The following is an 18,142-nucleotide window of genomic DNA, read 5'->3' as shown; positions in this document are numbered from 1 at the left end:
GCCCGACCGGCATCGTGCGAAAGCCTGCCGGTGAATTGCACCCGTGCGAGCCGGCGCCTATGGCCCTGCGCATTCAGGACACCACGCGAGAGTCCCGCCCGTGCCGACCGCTCCCCTCGACCGCTCTCCCGTCGACCGCTCTCCCCTGGGCCTCGCCCGGAGCCTGATCCGCTGCCCCTCGGTCACGCCGGAGGAGGGCGGTGCGCTGGCGTGGCTCGCCGGTGTTCTGGAGGGCGCGGGCTTCACCGTCGAGCGCCCGCGCTTCTCGGAGCCGGGCACCCCCGATATCGAGAACCTCTATGCCCGCATCGGCACGGCCGCGCCCTACCTGCTGCTCGCCGGCCATACCGACGTGGTGCCGGCGGGCGACGCGTCGCGCTGGCGCCACGGACCCTTCGCGGGGACCGTGGAGAACGGAATCCTGTACGGGCGCGGCGCGGTCGACATGAAAGGCGGCATCGCCTGCATGCTCGCCGCCGCCCTCGACTACCTCGACGCGGCCGGTCCCGACTTCCCGGGCTCGATCGGCTTCCTCATCACCGGCGACGAGGAGGGGCCGGCGATCAACGGCACGGTGAAGCTGCTCGAATGGGCGCGTGCGCGGGGCGAGCGCTTCGACCATTGCCTGCTCGGCGAGCCGACCAACCCGGATTCGCTGGGCGACATGATCAAGATCGGCCGGCGCGGCTCGCTCACGGGCCGTCTCACCGTGCTGGGACGCCAAGGCCACGTCGCCTATCCGGATCTGGCCGAGAACCCGATCCCCGGCCTTCTTCGCCTCGCCTCCGCGCTGCTGGCCGAGCCGCTCGACGCCGGCACCCGGCACTTCGACGCCTCGAACCTCGAATTCACCACCCTGGACGTGGGCAACACGGCCACCAACGTGATCCCGGCCGAGGCCCGCGCGACCTTCAACGTCCGCTTCAACGAGACCTGGACCGCCCAGACCCTCGGCGCCGAGATCCGCGCCCGCCTCGACCGGGCGGCGGGCCGGAGCGTCCGCTACACCCTCGACCTGCTGCCCTCGAACTCCCCCGCCTTCCTGACCGAGCCGGACGCCTTCACCGAACTCGTGGCCGGCGCCATCGCCACCGAGACCGGACGCCGCCCGGTGCTCTCCACCACGGGCGGCACCTCGGATGCCCGCTTCATCAAGGATGCCTGCCCGGTGATCGAGTTCGGCCTCGTCGGCCAGACCATGCACCAGACCGACGAGTGCGTACCCGTCGCCGATCTGAACCGCCTGACCGCGATCTACACGCGGGTGCTGGCGGCGTATTTCGGGGCCGACCGTCGGGCTCCCTAGGCCCGATCCGCGGGCTCAGTAATCCACCCCCACCAGCGTCAGCCCGCAGGCCGGTGCCAGGGGACCGCAACGGCTGCGGTCGCAGCTCGCCAAGATGTCGGCGACGTTGTCGGCGCTAAGCCGGCCGCTGCCGGCGAGCATCAGCGTGCCGACCATCGAGCGGACCTGATGGTGCAGGAAGGCGCGGGCCGAGGTCGCCACCACGATCTCGTCGTGCAGGCCCATGGCCATCGCGGTCACGTCGAGCCGGTCGAGCGTCCGCACGGGGTTCTTGGCCTGGCACTCGGCGGCCCGGAAGGCGGTGAAGTCGTGCAGGCCGAGGAGGCGCGCGGCCGCCGCCCGCATCCGCGCGACGTCGAGGGGCCAGGGCACCTGCCAGACATGGGCGCGGTTGAGCACCGGCGGGCTGCGCCGGTTGAGGATACGGTAGCGGTAGTGCCGCCGGGTCGCGGAGTGGCGCGCGTTGAAGGTCTCGTCGACGATCTCGGCGCTCAGGATCGCCACCGGGTTCGGCCGCAGATGTGCGTTCAGGGCATCGCGCACCACGTCGCTGCGCCACGCCTTCGCGAGGTCGAGATGGGCGACCTGATGCGTGGCATGCACGCCCGTGTCGGTGCGCCCGGCACAGGTGAGCCCGGCGGCCTCACCGGAGAAGCGCGTCACGGCCGCCTCGATCGCGCCCTGGACGGAGGGCTGCGCGGTCTGGCGCTGCCAGCCGCAGAAGGGGCTTCCGTCATACTCGACGACGAGTTTGTAGCGCGGCATCAGGCACGATCCGCGCGCATCAGGCGAGCCGCGTTCCGGGCGTCCGGTGGGTGCCGCGCACGAACTCGGCCCCGGTGACGACCCCGCCCTTGCCGGCCCGGCGCAACGCGCGCAGGCGCACGGCCCCTACGCCGCAGGCTATGGTCGCGTCCGCGTCGAGGAGCGTGCCCGGCACGCCGGATCCCGGTACCGCCTCGGCCGAGAGCACCTTCACGCGCTCCGGCCCCTTGCCGAAATCCGCCTCGAAGAAGGCACCGGGGAAGGGCGACAGGCCGTTGGCGTGGTTGGCGACCTCACGGGCGGGCCGGCTCCAGTCGATGCGCGCCTCGTCGTTGGTGATCTTGTGGGCGTAGGCGATGCCGGCCTCGGCCTGGGGCGTGACGGGGAGGTCGCCCCGCTCCAGCGCCCGGAGCGCGCGCGCCATGAGGTCGGCGCCGATCGGCATCAGGGCGTCGTGCAACTGCCCGGCCGTCATGCCGGGCGTGATGGGGAGCCGCGCCTCCAGCGCCACCGGGCCGGTATCGAGACCGGCCTCCATGCGCATCACGCCGACGCCGCTCTCCGCATCCCCCGCCATCACCGCGCGCTGGATCGGCGCGGCCCCGCGCCAGCGCGGCAGCAGCGAGCCGTGCAGGTTGAGGCAGCCGTGACGCGGCAGGTCGAGGATCGCCCGGGGCAGCAGCATGCCGTAGGCCACCACCACGGCGACGTCGGCGTCATGGCCCGCGAAGGTCTCGGCCGCCTCCGGCGATTTCAGGGTCGCGGGCGTCAGGATCGGGGCGCCCAGGGGCTCGGCCATCACCTGGACGGGGGAGGGGCGCAGGGCCATGCCGCGCCCGGCCTTGGCGGCGGCCCGGGTGTAGACGGCCACGATCTCGTGCCCGTCGGCGGCCAGACGCGCCAGGGTCGGCACGGCGAAATCCGGCGTGCCCATGAAGACGACGCGCATGGTTCGGGTTCCCTGGAGGCGTCAGACGCCGTCGCGCTTGGCGGCCTTGGCGAACTTCTTCACCACCCGGTCGCGCTTGAGCTTCGACAGGTGGTCGATGAACAGCACGCCGTCGAGATGGTCGATCTCGTGCTGGATGCAGGTGGCGAGCAGCCCGTCCGCCTCGATCTCCCGCTCCACGCCGTCGAGATCGCGAAACCGCACGCGGACCCGGTCGGGCCGCTCGACCTCGCCGTAGAATTCGGGGATCGAGAGGCAGCCCTCGTCGTAGACCCGCTTCTCCTCCGAGGCCCAGACGATCTCCGGGTTGAGGAAGACCTGCGGCTGGCGGTCGTTCTCGTCCTTCGAGGTGTCGATGGTGACGACGCGCTTCGAGACGCCGATCTGGATCGCCGCGAGGCCGACGCCGGGTGCGTCGTACATCGTCTCCAGCATGTCGGCGGCCAGCGTCCGGATCTCGTCCGTCACGGAGCCGACCGCCTCGGAGGCAAGGCGCAGGCGCGCGTCGGGTAGGATCACGAGGGGGCGGATGGTCATGGGGCGATCGGACTGGAACTGGGGTGCGGGGCCGGCGGCCACCTGAACCTCCGCAGATACGGGGGAGCCGGAGGCCGGTCAAATTGTGCCGCGCGCCTCCTTGGTCTCAGAACGGCGTGCGGCTGCGGATGGCGGCGGTGAGCGTACCCTCGTCGAGGTAATCGAGTTCCCCGCCGACCGGCACGCCGTGGGCGAGGCGCGTGACCTTGAGGTTGTGCGCCTTCAGGGATTCCGTGACGTAATGCGCCGTGGTCTGCCCGTCGACAGTGGCGTTCAGCGCCAGGATGATCTCGCGCATCGCCGGGTCCGCCGCGCGGGCCACGAGGCTTTCCAGGTTCAGGTGCTCGGGCCGCACGCCGTCGAGCGCCGAGAGCACGCCGCCCAGGACGTGATAGCGGGCCGTGACCGCGCCCGAGCGCTCCAGGGCCCAGAGGTCGGAGACGTCCTCCACCACCACCAGGATGGCGGGATCGCGGCCCTCGTCGCAGCAGATCGTGCAGGGATCGCGCGTGTCGACGTTCCCGCAGGCGTGGCAGACCACGATGCGCTCGGAGGCCACCCGCATGGCGTCGGCCAGGGGCGCCAGCAGGGTCTCGCGCTTCTTGATCAGTTGTAGCGCGGCCCGGCGGGCGGAGCGGGGGCCCAGGCCCGGCATGCGGGCGAGGAGCTGGATCAGGCGCTCGATCTCGGGACCGGCGACGGCTTGGGGCATGAACGGCGAATCTCGTGATGGATGGCAACCGCGCGAGACGCGCGGCGCGGGCGGCTGGAGCGTCCCGGTGGACGGCGCGGCGCGCTCGCACCCGGCCCGGTTCCTCCCGGCAGAAGATAGGTTTTCTCCGTCCGGATTTCGCCCCCGGCGATGCGGAAAGGTCTCCGAAAGGCGCAGCAGCCCTACGGCTTTTGGAAAAAGCTTGGCGGGCGAAGTTGTTCATACAACTTTTTTTGTCGGCCAACAGGCGAGTTGACGGCAAACCATCCGCGTCTATGCAGGGAAGCGCGCGCTCGGAGCGGAGAACCTGCGTGCGGCGGACCTGACCGACCGCACGGACACTCCGAGATCGCGCGAAAGCGGAGAGCCGGAACGGCTTCCGACGGTGGGGCGGCGACGCGATCAGGGGCCCGAGGAGAGATGAGCGTGACCAATATCGGCGAGTACAATGCGGCGCACGGTTCCGAAGCCATCGGGCTGCGCAACCTGAAGGCCGTCCACTGGAACCTCGAGGCCCCGCGACTCTACGAGGAGGCGCTCGCGCGCGGCGAGGGCCGGCTGGCCCGGGGCGGCGCCTTCGTGGCGACCACCGGCACCCATACGGGCCGTTCGCCCAAGGACAAGTTCGTGGTGCGGGACGCCGCGACCGAGAACGAGATCTGGTGGGACAACAACGGCGCGATCACGCCCGAGCAGTTCGACACCCTGTACGCCGATTTCGTCGCCCACGCGGAGGGGCGCGAACTCTTCGCGCAGGACCTGCGCGGCGGCGCCGACCCGTCGCACGGCGTCAATGCCCGCGTGTTCAGCGAGTTCGCCTGGCACTCGCTGTTCATCCGCAACCTGCTGATCCGGCCGGACCGCGCGACGCTCGCCCGCTACGTGCCCGAATTGACGATCATCGACCTGCCGAGCTTCCAGGCCGATCCGCCGCGGCACGGCTGCCGCTCGAAGACGGTGATCGCCATCGACTTCGCCCGCAAGCTCGTCCTCATCGGAGGCTCGGCCTATGCCGGCGAGATGAAGAAGTCGGTCTTCACCTACCTGAACTACCGCCTGCCCGAGGCCGGCGTGATGCCGATGCACTGCTCGGCCAACGCGGCCCTCGACGAGGCCGGCGACTCGGCCCTGTTCTTCGGCCTCTCCGGCACCGGCAAGACCACGCTCTCCAACGATTCCTCGCGCCAGCTCCTGGGTGACGACGAGCACGGCTGGAGCGAGGACGGCATCTTCAACTTCGAGGGCGGCTGCTACGCCAAGACCATCCGCCTCTCGCGCAACGCCGAGCCGGAAATCTACGCCACCACGGAACGCTTCGGCACCGTGATGGAGAACGTGGTGATCGACCCCGAGACCCGGATCCCGGATTTCGACGACGCCTCGCTCACCGAGAACACGCGCTGCGCCTACCCCCTCGACTTCATCGCCAATGCGAGCGCCACGGGCCGGGCCGCGCACCCGAAGAACATCGTCATGCTGACCTGCGACGCGTTCGGCGTGATGCCGCCGATCGCCAGGCTGACGGGTGCCGAGGCGATGTACCACTTCCTCTCCGGCTATACCGCCAAGGTGGCCGGTACGGAGCGGGGGCTGACCGCCCCGGAGGCGACGTTCTCGACCTGCTTCGGCGCGCCCTTCATGCCGCGTCACCCCAGCGTCTACGGCAACCTGCTGCGGGATCTGATCGCGCACCACGCGGTCGATTGCTGGCTCGTCAACACCGGATGGACCGGCGGCGGCGTCGGAACCGGGCGGCGCATGCCGATCCGCGTCACCCGCCGCCTGCTCACTGCGGCCCTCGACGGTTCGCTCGCGCATGCCGCGTTCCGCCGCGACCCCCATTTCGGCTTCCAGGTGCCCGTCGCGGTGCCGGGCGTCGAGACCGAACTCCTGTCGCCGATCGAGACGTGGACCAACAAGGCGGCCTTCCACGAGACCGCGACCCGCCTCGTCACCATGTTCCAGGAGAACTTCAAGCGCTTCGCCGCGCATGTCGACGCGGATGTCCGCGCCGCCGAGCCGGTCCGCGCCGCCGCCGCCTGATCGCACGGCAATGATGGGCGGGACGCGGCGTCTTCGCCCGCGTCCCGCCGCCGGATCGCGGCTCCGGGATCGCCCTACGCCGTGGGACGATCCGCGCCGGACCCCACCGGGTCGGGAAGCACCTCGGGTGCGTTCTCGCGCGCCTCCAGGAAGCTGACGCCGACGGTGTTCGCATCGTGCCAGATCAGGTGCGCCCGATAGGGCCGGGTGTCCGGCCCGAGGAAGAGGTCGAAGTATTCCGGAACCGTCACGTCCGCGCAGAACACCACGCAGGCGCCGATCGGTGACAGGTTTCGCACGAGGCAGGGCAAGGTTTCAGGGGACGTCCGGTCCAGGGCGGCACGGGCGGCAAGATGTGTCAAAGCCCGACATGTCGTGCGATGCTCGATCATACCCTCTAGAACAAACGCGGACCCGTTAAGGGACCACTTTCGCGATCGTCGAAATCCTGGGCTTTCCGGGTCTTCGAACAAGAAAATCCGGCACGACTTCGCCGATGATCGCATCGGTCCCGGTTCGATTCGTCGATGAGGGCCGGGATCTCCGGCGGCTGAGCGAAAACCCGGTCCGTGTCATACGGCCTCCGGTAGATTAGGTCGGACAGCTGACGAGACGGAGCGCGGGTCCCCTCTCCTGGAAGGAGAGGGACAGGGTGAGGTGCGTAACCTCTCCGGAGATGGACTACACCTCACCCCAACCCTCTCCTTCCAGGAGAGGGAGCCCGTCGCGATCCAGTGATCCGAAGTGATCAGCCGGAACCAGTATCAGACCAGATCCGCCATCCCGAAGGGATCAACCGGTGCGACGTCTCCGGAGATGGACCGCACCTCTCCCCAACTCGCCTTCCAGGAGAGGGGGCGCGTCGCGTCCATCCGAACCGAGGGGATCAGACGAAGCTCGTATCGGGCCGCGCTTTTCCCGTAGGAGCGGGAGCGGGTCGCCCGCGCCCTGACCAGGCCGGTCGGATCGAACCCTGTCCCATCGTGCGGGGGCGCGGCCGCCACCGGCTCAGAACAGCTTCATCCCCGGCGGGATCGGCAGGCCCTTGGTCAGCTCGCCCATGCGCTCGGCGGCGACCTGCTCGGCCTTGCCGCGCGCATCGTTGACGGCGGCCACGATGAGGTCTTCCAGGATCTCGCGCTCGTCGGCGATCATCAGGGCGGGGTCGAGCTGCACGCCCCTGACCAGGCCCTTGGCCGTCATCGTCACCCGCACGGCTCCGCCGCCCGAGGCGCCGGACACCTCGACGGTGTCGAGTTCGCTCTGCAGCGAGGCCATCTTCTCCTGCATGGCCTGAGCCTGCTTCATGATGCCCATGAGGTCGCGCATCGGGTCTGCTCCTGCTTGGTTTTACAGATCGTGGACGCCCGCAAGGTGGGGCGCCGACGCGCGCGAGGCTATGCCTCGTCGTCGGGCTCGTCCGTCTCGGCCTCGCCGGTGGGGGCGGCCTCGCTCGCGGGCGAGGCCTCCGGCGCCTTGTCGCGCACGTCGACGATCTGGGCGCCGGGGAAGCGTGCCAGCACCTCGCGGACCAGCGGATGCGCGGCGGCGTTCTGATGGCGGGTCTCGGTGGCGGCGCGCGCCGTGGCATCGAGGGTCGGTTCGCCCGCCTCCTTCGACAAGGCGACGATCCAGCGCCGGCCGGTCCAGGCATCGAGGGCGCGGGCGAGGTCGTTGGCGATGCTCTGGCGTCCACCCTCGGCGAGGCGGAATTCGATGCGGCCCTCCTCGAAGCGGACGAGGTGGACCTCGCGCTCCAGGGCCATCTTCAGCCCGATGTCGCGCCGCGCATCCGCGAGGGCCACCACGTCGGTGAACCGCGTCAGGCGCGGGCCCTCCGGGTGAGCCTGGGGTACCGGGGCGACGCTCGCCAGGGCGGGGCGTGCATTGCCCCCGCCGGCCGACAGCATCGGTTGAGACATGGCCGGTGCAGTCATGGCCGGCGCGGACATGGCGGGCGCAGTCATGGCCACCGCGGAGACGGCCGGTGCAGACATTGCTGGAGCCGATATGGCCGGAGCCGACATCGACTGAGCCGGCATGGCCGGAGCCGACATGGCCACGGGCGGGCGCGGTGGAGCCGGGTCCGCCGAGAAGGTGGGGATCGGCGGCAGTGCCGGGCGCGCTTCGGCGGTCGAGGCGGCGGGGGAGGGGCCGGCGCTCGCGCCGGACGCGGCAGGCAGGCCGGTCAGCGCCTGTGCCTTCATCTGGCGCAGGGCCTCGTCGGGCGTGGGCAGGTCGGCCGCGTAGGCGAGACGGACCAGGGCCATCTCGGCGGCCGCGAGGGGGCGCGTCGCGGTCTGGACCTCGGGGATCGCCTTCAGCAGGATCTGCCAGGCCCGGGACAGCACCCGCACCGACAGCCTGCCTGCGAAATCGCGTCCGCGCCCGCGCTCCACCTCGCTGAGGGTCGGGTCGGCGGCGGCCTCCTCGGGCACCAGCTTCAGGCGGGTGACGAGATGGGTGAAGCCCGCGAGATCGGAGAGGATCACGGCCGGGTCGGCGCCGGCCTCGTACTGGCCGCGCACCTCCGCGAAGGCGGCCGGGATGTCGCCCCGCATCACCGCCTCGAACAAATCGACGATGCGGCCGCGATCGGCCAGCCCCAGCATGTCGCGCACGCCCTGCGCGCTGACCTGGCCGGCTCCGTGCGCGATGGCCTGGTCGAGGAGCGAGAGCGCGTCGCGCACCGAGCCCTCGGCCGCCCGGGTGATCGCCGCCAGCGCCTCGGCGTCGGCCTCGACGTTCTCGGCGGCGCAGATGCGGGCGAGGTGGCCGACCAGGGTCTCGGCCTCGACGCGGCGCAGGTCGAAGCGCTGGCACCGGGACAGGATCGTCACCGGCACCTTGCGGATCTCCGTGGTGGCGAACACGAACTTGGCGTGCGGCGGCGGCTCCTCCAGGGTCTTCAGGAAGGCGTTGAACGCCTTCTCGGAGAGCATGTGGACCTCGTCGACGATGTAGACCTTGTAGCGGGCCTCGGTCGGCGCGTAGCGGATGCCGTCGATGATCCCGCGCACGTCGTCGATGCCGGTATGCGAGGCCGCATCCATCTCCAGCACGTCCATGTGCCGGGATTCCATGATGGCCCGGCAATGGCGGCCGAGTTCCGGCATCGCGATGGTCGGGCCGGTGTCGGGATGCCCGTCGCGGACGTAGTTGAGACCGCGCGCCAGGATGCGGGCCGTGGTGGTCTTGCCGACGCCGCGCACGCCCGTGAGCATCCAGGCCTGCGGGATGCGGTTGGCCGCGAAGGCGTTGGCCAGCGTGCGCACCATGGCGCCCTGGCCGATCAGGTCGTCGAAGTTCTGAGGGCGGTACTTGCGGGCGAGCACCCGATAGGGCGTCGCGGCCGATGACGGCTCGGGAAGGCCGGGCAACAGGCCGGCATCGCTCGTCAGACCGGAGGTCGCGTCCATGCCGCCTTGGCTCGGTTGGTGCGGCTCCGGTCGGAGGGTGCCGCCACGCGAGCCCGAGGCATCGATCGAGGTGGGAGGCTGGACGAAGACCCGCTCGGTCTCGTTAGGGCTGCTTCCTTCCGGACCTGACCCGGTTGGCGAGTGAAACGTCCCTCGCCAACCTCCCGAGCGCTATATGGCCGGGCTCCGCGGCGGATGCAAGCCGGCAAGGCCGCGAAGTGGCCTTCACCGATGGGGCCGCGTCAACCGAGCCCGGCAGGAGGAAACGGGCGGGATCCGGCCCGGGATGGGATCGGCCTGCCCGCAAATCGCCCGAACTCGGCGCCAGGCTCCGCCCGGTCATCGCCTGGACGGGAGCAAAGCGCATGGGATTGAGCCGATTTGGTCGAAGCCTGCCGGCCCTGCTCTGGCTCGGTATCGGAGGCGCGGCGGCGGCTCCGGAGGCGCCCCGCGCCTGGGCGGGCAGCTACCTCTACGAGCACGATTCCGGCCGCACCGTCGGGGGCTCGCCGATCCTCGTCAGCTATCGTCTTGAGATCGCGCCGGGGCGCGGTCACCGCGACTGCCTCCTGCGGATCGAGGGGTTCCAGACCGACGAGACCATCGTCTGCAAGGCGAGCGGCACCGACGAGGCCGTCTCGGTCGCCTTCCACACCTTCGGCGACGGCCGCACCGTCAACGCCTACGGCACGCGGCTCTACGATGTCGGCGCGCCGCTGTTCGAACTGCGCCGCGGCGCGGGCGCGGTCCTGACGCAGTGGCGGGGCCTCAACCCCAGTGGCGCTGGCGCGACACCGCCGGCCGGCGCCTATTTCACCCGCAAGGGCTGATCCCGTCTCGCGACCGGACCGGCCTCGGGATGGATGCCGGGGACTACTCGGCCTTGCGCTTCACGATGGCGAAGGTCTTCGGATCGAGTTCGAGGTCGAATTGCTTGCCGTTCGCGTCGATGGCGTCGTCGACCTCGATCTCGTCGTCCTCGACCTCGATCTTCTTCCACTTCGTGAAGCCTTCCTGCTTCAGGACGGCCTCGATCTTGGTCTGCTCCTCGGGGGTCGGCTTCCGATCGGCGAAGGCGGAGCCGGTGCAGGCGAGGCCGAGGGCGAGGGCCGCGAGGCTCGTGAGCTTGATCGACATGGGGTCTCCTTCTGGGTGGTGAGAGGGCGTCTGACGCCGTCCGAACCCTCCGGGACGGGCAAGGTTCCGCCGGAGCGGGGGACGGATTGCGCGTTCCGGTTGTGTCCCGGCATGCCGCCCCCTAGGGTCGCGCCACTTTCGGCCCGAGGACGGTTCAACATGGTCACCCGCGTCGCCACCGTGGCCTTCGAGGGCATCGAGGCGCGGGCCGTCGATGTCCAGGTCCAGATCGCGCCCGGCATCGTCGCCTTCACGGTGGTCGGCCTCGCCGACAAGGCGGTGGCGGAATCGCGCGAGCGGGTGCGCTCGGCCCTCATCGCCTCGGGGCTGGCGCTGCCGGCCAAGCGCATCACCGTCAACCTCGCGCCCGCCGACCTGCCCAAGGAAGGCTCGCACTACGACCTGCCCATCGCGCTCGCGGTGATGGGCGCCATCGGCGCCCTGCCGGCGGATGCGCTGGCGGGCTATTGCGTGCTCGGCGAACTCGCCCTCGACGGCACGATCACCGCCGTGTCCGGCGTCCTGCCCGCCGCGATGGCCGCCAACGAGCGTGGGCTCGGCCTGATCTGCCCGGCGGCGACGGGGCCGGAGGCGGCCTGGGCGGGCGGCGAGATGGACGTGCTGGCGCCGCGCTCGCTGATCCAGCTCGCCAACCACTTCAAGGGCACGCAGGTCATGGCCCGGCCCGAGCCGGCCATCGCCGCCGCCGGCGGTCCCCTGCCGGACCTGCGCGACATCAAGGGGCAGGAGGGCGCCAAGCGCACCCTCGAGATCGCGGCGGCCGGAGGGCACAATCTCCTGATGAACGGCCCTCCGGGCGCGGGCAAGTCGATGCTCGCCGCGCGCCTGCCCTCCATCCTGCCGCCGCTGGCTCCGCGCGAGCTCCTCGAAGTCTCGATGATCCAGTCCGTGGCGGGCGAGCTCAAGGGCGGCGCCCTCTCGAACCGGCGGCCCTTCCGGCAGCCCCACCACTCCGCCTCCATGGCGGCCCTGGTCGGCGGCGGCCTCAACGCGCGCCCCGGCGAGGCCTCCCTCGCCCATGGCGGCGTGCTGTTCCTCGACGAATTGCCCGAGTTCACGCCCCAGGTGCTGGATTCCCTGCGCCAGCCGATGGAGACCGGCACGATCATGATCGCGCGCGCGAACCATCGCGTGACGTATCCGGCCCGGTTCCAGCTCGTCGCGGCGATGAATCCCTGCCGCTGCGGTCAGGCCCTGGAGCCGGGTTATGCCTGCCGCAAGGGCCCGAACGAGCGCTGCATCGCGCAGTACGGAGCCCGCATCTCCGGCCCGCTCCTCGACCGGATCGACCTGCGCATCGAGGTGGGCGCGGTGACGGCCGCCGACCTCATCCTGCCGCCGCCGGTGGAAGGCTCGGCCGAGATGGCCGCCCGGGTCGCGGGCGCGCGCAGGATCCAGACCGACCGCTACGCGGCCTACGACCTCGCCGGCGTCGTCACCAACGCGACCTGCCCCGCTCCGGTCATCGAGGACGTGGCGGCCCCCGACCCGGAGGGGGCGGCGCTGATCCGCTCCGCCGCCGAATCGATGCGTCTGTCCGCGCGCGGCTTCCACCGCACCCTGCGGGTCGCCCGGACCCTGGCCGATCTCGACGGGGAGGCGCGCGTGCGCCGGATCCACCTCGCCGAGGCTTTGTCCTATCGCGGGCGCGCCGAACGGCCGGTCGACGCCTGAGCCGAGGCATGGCCCGACAGCGCGCAGGCAATTGGTCAATCAGGCCTGGAAACACATCGGGCGATGTCGCGCATCTCTGCCATGTCTCGGTAATATTAACGGTTATCCGAGCGATCAGGTCTGACTTTCACGCATCGGTGATGAGGTAAAAAATACCGAGTTGGCGCGTTTTCAGTCTTGGGGCGACCGCCGGGGGCTTTTCGACTCGGGCGATAGCTGCAAGGGTCGGCGGAAATTAATCCACCCAACCCGCGCGGTTTGAATGCTTAACGACGGTGTTGTTCCGACCCTCGATGAAGCGCCTGCTTCGGATCGCGCCACGGCCGATGCCGTCGCGTGCAGGCGCACCGATGTCGTGATCATCGGTGCCGGCCTCGCGGGAAGCGTCGCGGCCTCGACGCTGGCCCAGTCCGGCGCCGACGTGGTCCTGATCGACGCGGCCGCGATCGTGCCGCCGAGCCTGCGCGCCGAGAAGCTCGGGACGGATATCTTGGCGCTGTTCGACCGCCTCGGCCTCGGCGAGACCGTCCGCGCCGCGGCGACGCCGATCTCCAGCGTCTGGATCGCGAGGTTCGGACGGGTGATGAAGCGCCGGTCGCGCCTGGAATATGCCTTCGCCTACAAGGATCTGGTGACCGCGCTCCGGGCGAACCTGCCGGCGAAGGTCGACCTCCGTTTCGGGCGGGTCGCGGACATAGAGAGCGGGCCGGACCTCCAGCGGGTCACCCTGAACGACGGCTCCGTGGTGGAGGCCCGCCTGCTCATCGTCGCGACGGGTCCGAGTGCGGCGATCCATCGGCGCGTCGGGATCGACATCGTCGACGCCACGCGGGATCACTCGGTCTGCATCGGCTTCTACCTGAAGGAGCCGCCGCGCGCGTATCCCTTCGAATCGATCGTCTATTACGGCGAGCACTGGAACGATCGGGTCTCCTACATCTCGCTGTTTCCGATCGGGACGCGCATGCGCGCCAACCTGTTCGTCTACCGCACGCATGACGAGCCCTGGATGCGGGACTTCCGTCGCGCGCCGGCCGAGACCCTGCGGCAGACGCTGCCCAACCTCGAGAAGGTCTGCGGTCCGATCGAGATCGAGGGCAACGTCGACGTCAGGCCGATCGACCTGCGCCTGACCGAGGGGCACGAGCGTGCCGGCGTCGTGCTGATCGGCGACGCTTATTGCACGTCGTGCCCGGTCTCCGGCACCGGCATGCACAAGGCCTTGATCGACGTGGAGCGCCTCTGCCGGGAGCACGTGCCGGCCTGGCTCGCAACGCCCGGCATGGGCCCCGAGAAGATCTCGGCCTTCTATGCCGACCGGATCAAGGCGGATTTCGACCGCAACAGCCTCGCGCTCAGCAACCGGCTCCGGGGCCTCGCCACCGGACGCGGCGTGCGCTGGACCCTGGCCCGTGCGGCGGCGGATGCCCGCTCGGCGGCGGCCTTCACGGTGCATCGCGGCGCGCAGATGGCGGCCGTCCTGATCACTCCGATCGCGGAGTTCCTGGAGCGGATCTGATACTGTCGCCGCTTGATCGGGTGGTGACGTGTTGGCTCGCGGGTCCCCCCTCCTGGAAGGAGAGGGAGCCCGTCGCGTCTGATCGTCCCGAAAGGATCACCCGGAACCGGTATGATGCCAGACCTCGATGGGCCGGGCTCAACGAGACCTCGTATCAGGAGCGGCGGCGCTACCGCCCGTAGATGTCCTCGACGCGGATGATGTCGTCCTCGCCGGTGTAGGAGCCGACCTGAACCTCGATCAGTTCGAGTGGGATCTTGCCGGGATTGGTCAGCCGGTGCATTGCGCCGATCGGCAGGTAGACCGCCTCGTTCTCGTGCACGAGCACGACCGCGTCGTTGAGCGTGACTTCGGCGGTGCCCTTGACCACCACCCAGTGCTCGGCCCGGTGGAAGTGCTTCTGCAACGAGAGCCGGCCGCCCGGCGTGACCATGATGCGCTTGACCTGGAAGCGCTCGCCGATGTCGATGCGCTGGTACCAGCCCCAGGGCCGGTACATGCGCCGGTGCGCGTCCGCCTCCGGATGGCCCTTCGCCCGCAGGACGCCGACGAGGTCCTTGACCTGGCCGGAGCGCGCCTTGGAGGCCACCAGCACCGCGTCCGCCGTCGCCACCACCACGACGTCGTCGAGCCCGACCACGGTGGTCAGGTGGTCGCCCTCGCTGTGGATCAGGCTGCCCCGCGTGTCGATGGTCTCGACCCGCCCGCGCAGGGCATTGCCGTCGGCGTCACGCGGCAGCACGTCCCAGACCGCGTCCCAGGTGCCGACATCGGACCAGGGGAAGGCGACCGGGCGCACGCCCGCGCGTTCGGTGCGTTCCATCACCGCGTAGTCGATGGAGGTCTTGGGCGCCTTCGCGAAGGCGTCGGCGTCCAAGCGCACGAAGTCGAGGTCGATCACCGCGCCGTCGAGGGCCGCCCGCGTGGCGGCCAGGATCTCGGGGGCGTGCGTTTCCAACTCGGCCAGCATCACGTCGGCGCGGAACAGGAAGTAGCCGGAATTCCACAGGGCGCCCTCGGCGATCAGGCGCTCGGCCCCGGCCCGGTCCGGCTTCTCGACGAAGCGCTCGACCCGGTGATTGCCGTCAGCCCCGTCGAGGGACGCGCCGACGCGGATATAGCCGTAGCCGGTGGCGGGCGTGGTGGGCGTGATGCCCAGCGTCATGATCTGCCCGGCGCGGGCGCCGCCGGCGGCGGCCATCGCGGCCGCGACGAAGGCCGGCGTGTCGCCGATGACGTGGTCGGCGGCCATGATCAGCACCACGGCCTGCGGGTCGCGCCGGGCCGCGTGCAGGGTCGCCACCGCGACGGCGGCGGCCGAGTCGCGGCGCTCCGGCTCCAGGATGATGTCGGCCTGGATGCCGGTCTGGGCGAGCTGCTCGGCCACGATGAAGCGGGCATCGCTGCTGGTGAGCACGGCGGGCCGCGCGAAGACGCTGCTGTCGCCGAGGCGCCGGGCCGTGTCCTGAAAGGTCGTGCTGTTGGGGTCGACCAGCCGCGTGAACTGCTTGGGCATGCTCTCGCGCGAGGCCGGCCACAGGCGCGTGCCCGACCCACCGCAGAGGATCACGGGGTGGATCGTCAGGCCGGCATCTCGTGACACTACGATCTCTCCCTCGGGACGGTGAAGGTCGATCCACGGATCGTGCCCGGACCGCATGGATCGCGTCATAGCGCGTCCGCGGCCCGGCCGCCACGGACGCGTCCCGTCAGAGTCAAAGTGCGGTTAGCGGCGGCGCGCGGACCGCCCCACGCTACTCCGCGGCCTGGCGCGCCGCGTAGCCGAGGCGGCCGTTCAACTCCTCGATCAGCTTCACAGCGGCCTCGGCGATGACCGTGCCGGGCGGGAAGATCGCGGAGGCGCCGGCCGCGTGGAGCGCGTCGTAATCGCCCGGCGGGATCACGCCGCCGATCACGATCATCACGTCGCCACGACCCTGCTCGGTCAAGGCGGCCTTGAGTTCGGGGACCAGCGTCAGGTGGCCGGCTGCGAGCGACGAGACGCCGACGATATGGACGTCGTTCTCCACCGCTTGCCGCGCCGCCTCGGCGGGTGTCGCGAAGAGCGGCCCGATATCCACGTCGAAGCCGAGATCCGCGAAGGCGGACGCGATGACCTTCTGGCCGCGATCGTGCCCGTCCTGGCCCATCTTGGCGACGAGGATGCGGGGACGCCGCCCGTCGTTCTCCTCGAAGGTCTCCACGAGCTGACGAACGGTCTCGACCACCGGCGACATGCCACCCACCTCCCGCTTGTACACGCCCGAGATCGAGCGGATCTCGGCCCGGTGCCGGCCCCAGGCCTTCTCCAGGGCGTCGGAAATCTCGCCCACCGTGGCCTTGGCGCGTGCCGCGCTCACGGCAAGTTCGAGCAGGTTGCCGGTCCCCTGTGCCGCCGCCGTGAGGGCCGCGAGGGCGGCGTCGACATCGGCCTGGCTGCGCTCGGCGCGCAGGCGCTTGAGCTTGTCGATCTGCAGGGTGCGGACGTTGCCGTTGTCGACCCGCATCAACTCGATGGCGCGGTCGTCGTCCGGCTTGAACTTGTTGACGCCCACGATGGTCTGGCGCCCCGAATCGATCCGGGCCTGGGCCCGGGCGGCGGCCTCCTCGATGCGCAGCTTCGGAATGCCCGCCTCGATGGCTTTCGCCATGCCCCCCAACTCATCGACTTCGCGAAGATGCTCCCAGGCGCGGGCGACGATGTCCTGGGTCAGCTTCTCGACGTAGTACGAGCCGCCCCACGGATCGACGATGCGCGTCGTCCCGCTCTCCTGCTGCAGGAACAACTGCGTGTTGCGGGCGATGCGGGCCGAGAAGTCGGTGGGGAGCGCCAGCGCCTCGTCAAGCGCGTTGGTGTGCAGCGACTGGGTGCCGCCCTGCGTCGCCGCCATCGCCTCGATGCAGGTGCGGGTGACGTTGTTGAACACGTCCTGCGCGGTCAGCGACCAGCCGGAGGTCTGGCTGTGGGTGCGAAGCGGCAGGGACTTGTCGCTTTTCGGCTCGAACTCCTTGACGAGCTTGGCCCAGATCAGGCGCGCGGCCCGCATCTTGGCGATCTCCATGAAGAAATTCGTCGAGATCGCCCAGAAGAACGACAGGCGGGGCGCGAACTGGTCGATGGTGAGGCCGGCGGCAAGGCCCGCCTTGATGTACTCGACGCCATCGGCCAGCGTGTAGGCGAGTTCGAGGTCGTTCGTCGCCCCGGCTTCCTGCATGTGGTAGCCGGAAATCGAGATCGAGTTGAACTTCGGCATGTTCTTGGAGGTGTAGGCGAAGATGTCGCCGATGATCCGCATCGAACCCGCCGGGGGGTAGATGTAGGTGTTGCGGACCATGAACTCTTTGAGGATGTCGTTCTGGATCGTGCCGGCGAGTTTTTCCGGCGGCACGCCCTGCTCCTCGGCCGCCACGATGTAGAGGGCGAGGATCGGCAGAACCGCACCGTTCATCGTCATCGACACGGTCATCTCGTCGAGCGGAATGCCGGAGAAGAGCGTCCGCATGTCGTAGATCGAGTCGATCGCGACGCCCGCCATGCCGACATCGCCCGAGACGCGCGGATGGTCGGAATCATAGCCCCGGTGGGTCGCGAGGTCGAAGGCCACCGACAGGCCCTTCTGCCCGGCCGCCAGGTTGCGCCGGTAGAACGCGTTCGAATCCTCGGCCGTCGAGAACCCGGCATATTGCCGGATGGTCCAGGGCTGAGTGACGTACATGGTCGGGTAGGGGCCACGCAGGTACGGCGCCACGCCCGGATAGGTGTCGAGGAACTCGATGCCCTCGCGGTCCTCGGGGCCGTAGACGCCCTTCACCGGAATGCCCTCGGGCGTCATCCAGGGCTCGCCCGTGGGCGGCACCGGGGCCGGGACGGCATCGGCCGCGTAGGGAACGGTCGCGAAATCGGGGATGCGAGACGTCATGGGCTCTGGCTCGTGGGGCGGCGGCGTCCCGTGCATTATAGGTACGCGCCCGGTCTGGGCTACTCCTAACCGGAGTCGGGCCGGATGCAGCCGGCAAAACCGTCACTTTCGCGCGCGGAGCGGACAAATCTTTTCCGCCC

General features: G+C 70.2%; 15 protein-coding genes and 1 other RNA gene. 5 read left to right on the top strand and 11 right to left on the bottom strand.

Annotation, left to right across the window (positions count from 1 at the left end; all coding sequences use genetic code 11):
* The first annotated feature begins 100 nt into the window (after positions 1-100).
* Entirely contained in the window at positions 101-1,306 is a 1,206-nt protein-coding gene (dapE, locus tag MKK54_RS20860) for a succinyl-diaminopimelate desuccinylase (RefSeq protein WP_244013800.1), read from the top strand.
* Positions 1,307-1,321: 15 nt separating this feature from the next.
* Here dapE and truA read toward each other — a convergent pair whose 3' ends face one another.
* The 4 genes from truA to recR form a co-directional block, all read right to left on the bottom strand.
* The gene (gene truA, locus MKK54_RS20855) at positions 1,322-2,071 is read right to left on the bottom strand and encodes a tRNA pseudouridine(38-40) synthase TruA (RefSeq protein ID WP_244013798.1); all 750 of its coding nucleotides are present in this window, start codon (positions 2,069-2,071) and stop codon (positions 1,322-1,324) included.
* 19 nt (positions 2,072-2,090) lie between these two features.
* The gene (gene fmt / locus MKK54_RS20850; RefSeq protein ID WP_244013796.1) at positions 2,091-3,020 is read right to left on the bottom strand and encodes a methionyl-tRNA formyltransferase; all 930 of its coding nucleotides are present in this window, start codon (positions 3,018-3,020) and stop codon (positions 2,091-2,093) included.
* Positions 3,021-3,041: 21 nt separating this feature from the next.
* Positions 3,042-3,557, bottom strand: a complete 516-nt coding sequence (locus MKK54_RS20845; RefSeq protein ID WP_244013793.1) for a peptide deformylase — start codon at positions 3,555-3,557, stop codon at positions 3,042-3,044.
* Between the two features lie 106 nt (positions 3,558-3,663).
* Positions 3,664-4,269, bottom strand: a complete 606-nt coding sequence (gene recR / locus MKK54_RS20840; protein WP_244013791.1) for a recombination mediator RecR — start codon at positions 4,267-4,269, stop codon at positions 3,664-3,666.
* Between the two features lie 426 nt (positions 4,270-4,695).
* On the opposite strand from recR, the gene MKK54_RS20835 reads away from it, so the two are divergent.
* Positions 4,696-6,312: a phosphoenolpyruvate carboxykinase gene (locus MKK54_RS20835; RefSeq protein ID WP_244014614.1), complete on the top strand. Its 1,617-nt coding sequence runs from the start codon at positions 4,696-4,698 to the stop codon at positions 6,310-6,312.
* A gap of 74 nt (positions 6,313-6,386) precedes the next feature.
* On the opposite strand, the gene MKK54_RS20830 is transcribed toward MKK54_RS20835, so the two are convergent.
* The 4 genes from MKK54_RS20830 to ffs form a co-directional block, all read right to left on the bottom strand.
* Positions 6,387-6,674: a PilZ domain-containing protein gene (locus MKK54_RS20830; protein ID WP_244013789.1), complete on the bottom strand. Its 288-nt coding sequence runs from the start codon at positions 6,672-6,674 to the stop codon at positions 6,387-6,389.
* Positions 6,675-7,320: 646 nt separating this feature from the next.
* Positions 7,321-7,641, bottom strand: a complete 321-nt coding sequence (locus tag MKK54_RS20825) for a YbaB/EbfC family nucleoid-associated protein (protein ID WP_244013787.1) — start codon at positions 7,639-7,641, stop codon at positions 7,321-7,323.
* 68 nt (positions 7,642-7,709) lie between these two features.
* Positions 7,710-9,731 carry a DNA polymerase III subunit gamma/tau gene (locus tag MKK54_RS20820; RefSeq protein ID WP_244013785.1) on the bottom strand — a complete coding sequence of 674 codons (2,022 nt, stop codon included), beginning with the start codon at positions 9,729-9,731 and terminating at the stop codon, positions 7,710-7,712.
* Positions 9,732-9,800: 69 nt separating this feature from the next.
* Positions 9,801-9,897, bottom strand: an RNA gene (ffs, locus tag MKK54_RS20815) — signal recognition particle sRNA small type.
* A gap of 199 nt (positions 9,898-10,096) precedes the next feature.
* Here ffs and MKK54_RS20810 point away from each other — a divergent pair.
* On the top strand, positions 10,097-10,561 hold the full coding sequence (locus MKK54_RS20810) for a DUF5991 domain-containing protein (protein ID WP_244013783.1): 465 nt from the start codon (positions 10,097-10,099) through the stop codon (positions 10,559-10,561).
* A gap of 43 nt (positions 10,562-10,604) precedes the next feature.
* Here MKK54_RS20810 and MKK54_RS20805 read toward each other — a convergent pair whose 3' ends face one another.
* On the bottom strand, positions 10,605-10,868 hold the full coding sequence (locus MKK54_RS20805; protein ID WP_244013781.1) for a PepSY domain-containing protein: 264 nt from the start codon (positions 10,866-10,868) through the stop codon (positions 10,605-10,607).
* A 159-nt stretch (positions 10,869-11,027) separates the two neighbouring features.
* Between MKK54_RS20805 and MKK54_RS20800 the strand changes: the two genes are divergently transcribed.
* Together MKK54_RS20800 and MKK54_RS20795 are read left to right on the top strand one after the other, a co-directional pair.
* Positions 11,028-12,563 (top strand): YifB family Mg chelatase-like AAA ATPase, encoded by a 1,536-nt coding sequence (locus MKK54_RS20800; RefSeq protein ID WP_244013778.1) that lies wholly within the window; start codon positions 11,028-11,030, stop codon positions 12,561-12,563.
* 355 nt (positions 12,564-12,918) lie between these two features.
* Positions 12,919-14,082 carry an FAD-dependent oxidoreductase gene (locus tag MKK54_RS20795; protein WP_244013776.1) on the top strand — a complete coding sequence of 388 codons (1,164 nt, stop codon included), beginning with the start codon at positions 12,919-12,921 and terminating at the stop codon, positions 14,080-14,082.
* Positions 14,083-14,251: 169 nt separating this feature from the next.
* Here MKK54_RS20795 and MKK54_RS20790 read toward each other — a convergent pair whose 3' ends face one another.
* The gene (locus MKK54_RS20790) at positions 14,252-15,685 is read right to left on the bottom strand and encodes a mannose-1-phosphate guanylyltransferase/mannose-6-phosphate isomerase (RefSeq protein ID WP_244013773.1); all 1,434 of its coding nucleotides are present in this window, start codon (positions 15,683-15,685) and stop codon (positions 14,252-14,254) included.
* Between the two features lie 151 nt (positions 15,686-15,836).
* Positions 15,837-18,002 carry a methylmalonyl-CoA mutase gene (gene scpA / locus MKK54_RS20785; protein WP_244013771.1) on the bottom strand — a complete coding sequence of 722 codons (2,166 nt, stop codon included), beginning with the start codon at positions 18,000-18,002 and terminating at the stop codon, positions 15,837-15,839.
* Positions 18,003-18,142: the final 140 nt, after the last annotated feature.

Source organism: Methylobacterium sp. J-068 (genome assembly GCF_022829445.1).
In the GTDB taxonomy this organism is placed as follows: Bacteria; Pseudomonadota; Alphaproteobacteria; order Rhizobiales; family Beijerinckiaceae; genus Methylobacterium.
This window is presented reverse-complemented; position numbering and strand designations above follow the sequence as displayed.

Excerpts from the sequence above, each read along its gene's own strand:
- truA (WP_244013798.1), bottom strand. The coding sequence starts at position 2,071 with ATGCCGCGCTACAAACTCGTCGTCGAGTATGACGGAAGCCCCTTCTGC.
- fmt (WP_244013796.1), bottom strand. The coding sequence starts at position 3,020 with ATGCGCGTCGTCTTCATGGGCACGCCGGATTTCGCCGTGCCGACCCTG.
- MKK54_RS20845 (WP_244013793.1), bottom strand. The coding sequence starts at position 3,557 with ATGACCATCCGCCCCCTCGTGATCCTACCCGACGCGCGCCTGCGCCTT.
- recR (WP_244013791.1), bottom strand. The coding sequence starts at position 4,269 with ATGCCCCAAGCCGTCGCCGGTCCCGAGATCGAGCGCCTGATCCAGCTC.
- MKK54_RS20825 (WP_244013787.1), bottom strand. The coding sequence starts at position 7,641 with ATGCGCGACCTCATGGGCATCATGAAGCAGGCTCAGGCCATGCAGGAG.
- MKK54_RS20820 (WP_244013785.1), bottom strand. The coding sequence starts at position 9,731 with ATGGACGCGACCTCCGGTCTGACGAGCGATGCCGGCCTGTTGCCCGGC.
- MKK54_RS20810 (WP_244013783.1), top strand. The coding sequence starts at position 10,097 with ATGGGATTGAGCCGATTTGGTCGAAGCCTGCCGGCCCTGCTCTGGCTC.
- MKK54_RS20805 (WP_244013781.1), bottom strand. The coding sequence starts at position 10,868 with ATGTCGATCAAGCTCACGAGCCTCGCGGCCCTCGCCCTCGGCCTCGCC.
- MKK54_RS20800 (WP_244013778.1), top strand. The coding sequence starts at position 11,028 with ATGGTCACCCGCGTCGCCACCGTGGCCTTCGAGGGCATCGAGGCGCGG.
- scpA (WP_244013771.1), bottom strand. The coding sequence starts at position 18,002 with ATGACGTCTCGCATCCCCGATTTCGCGACCGTTCCCTACGCGGCCGAT.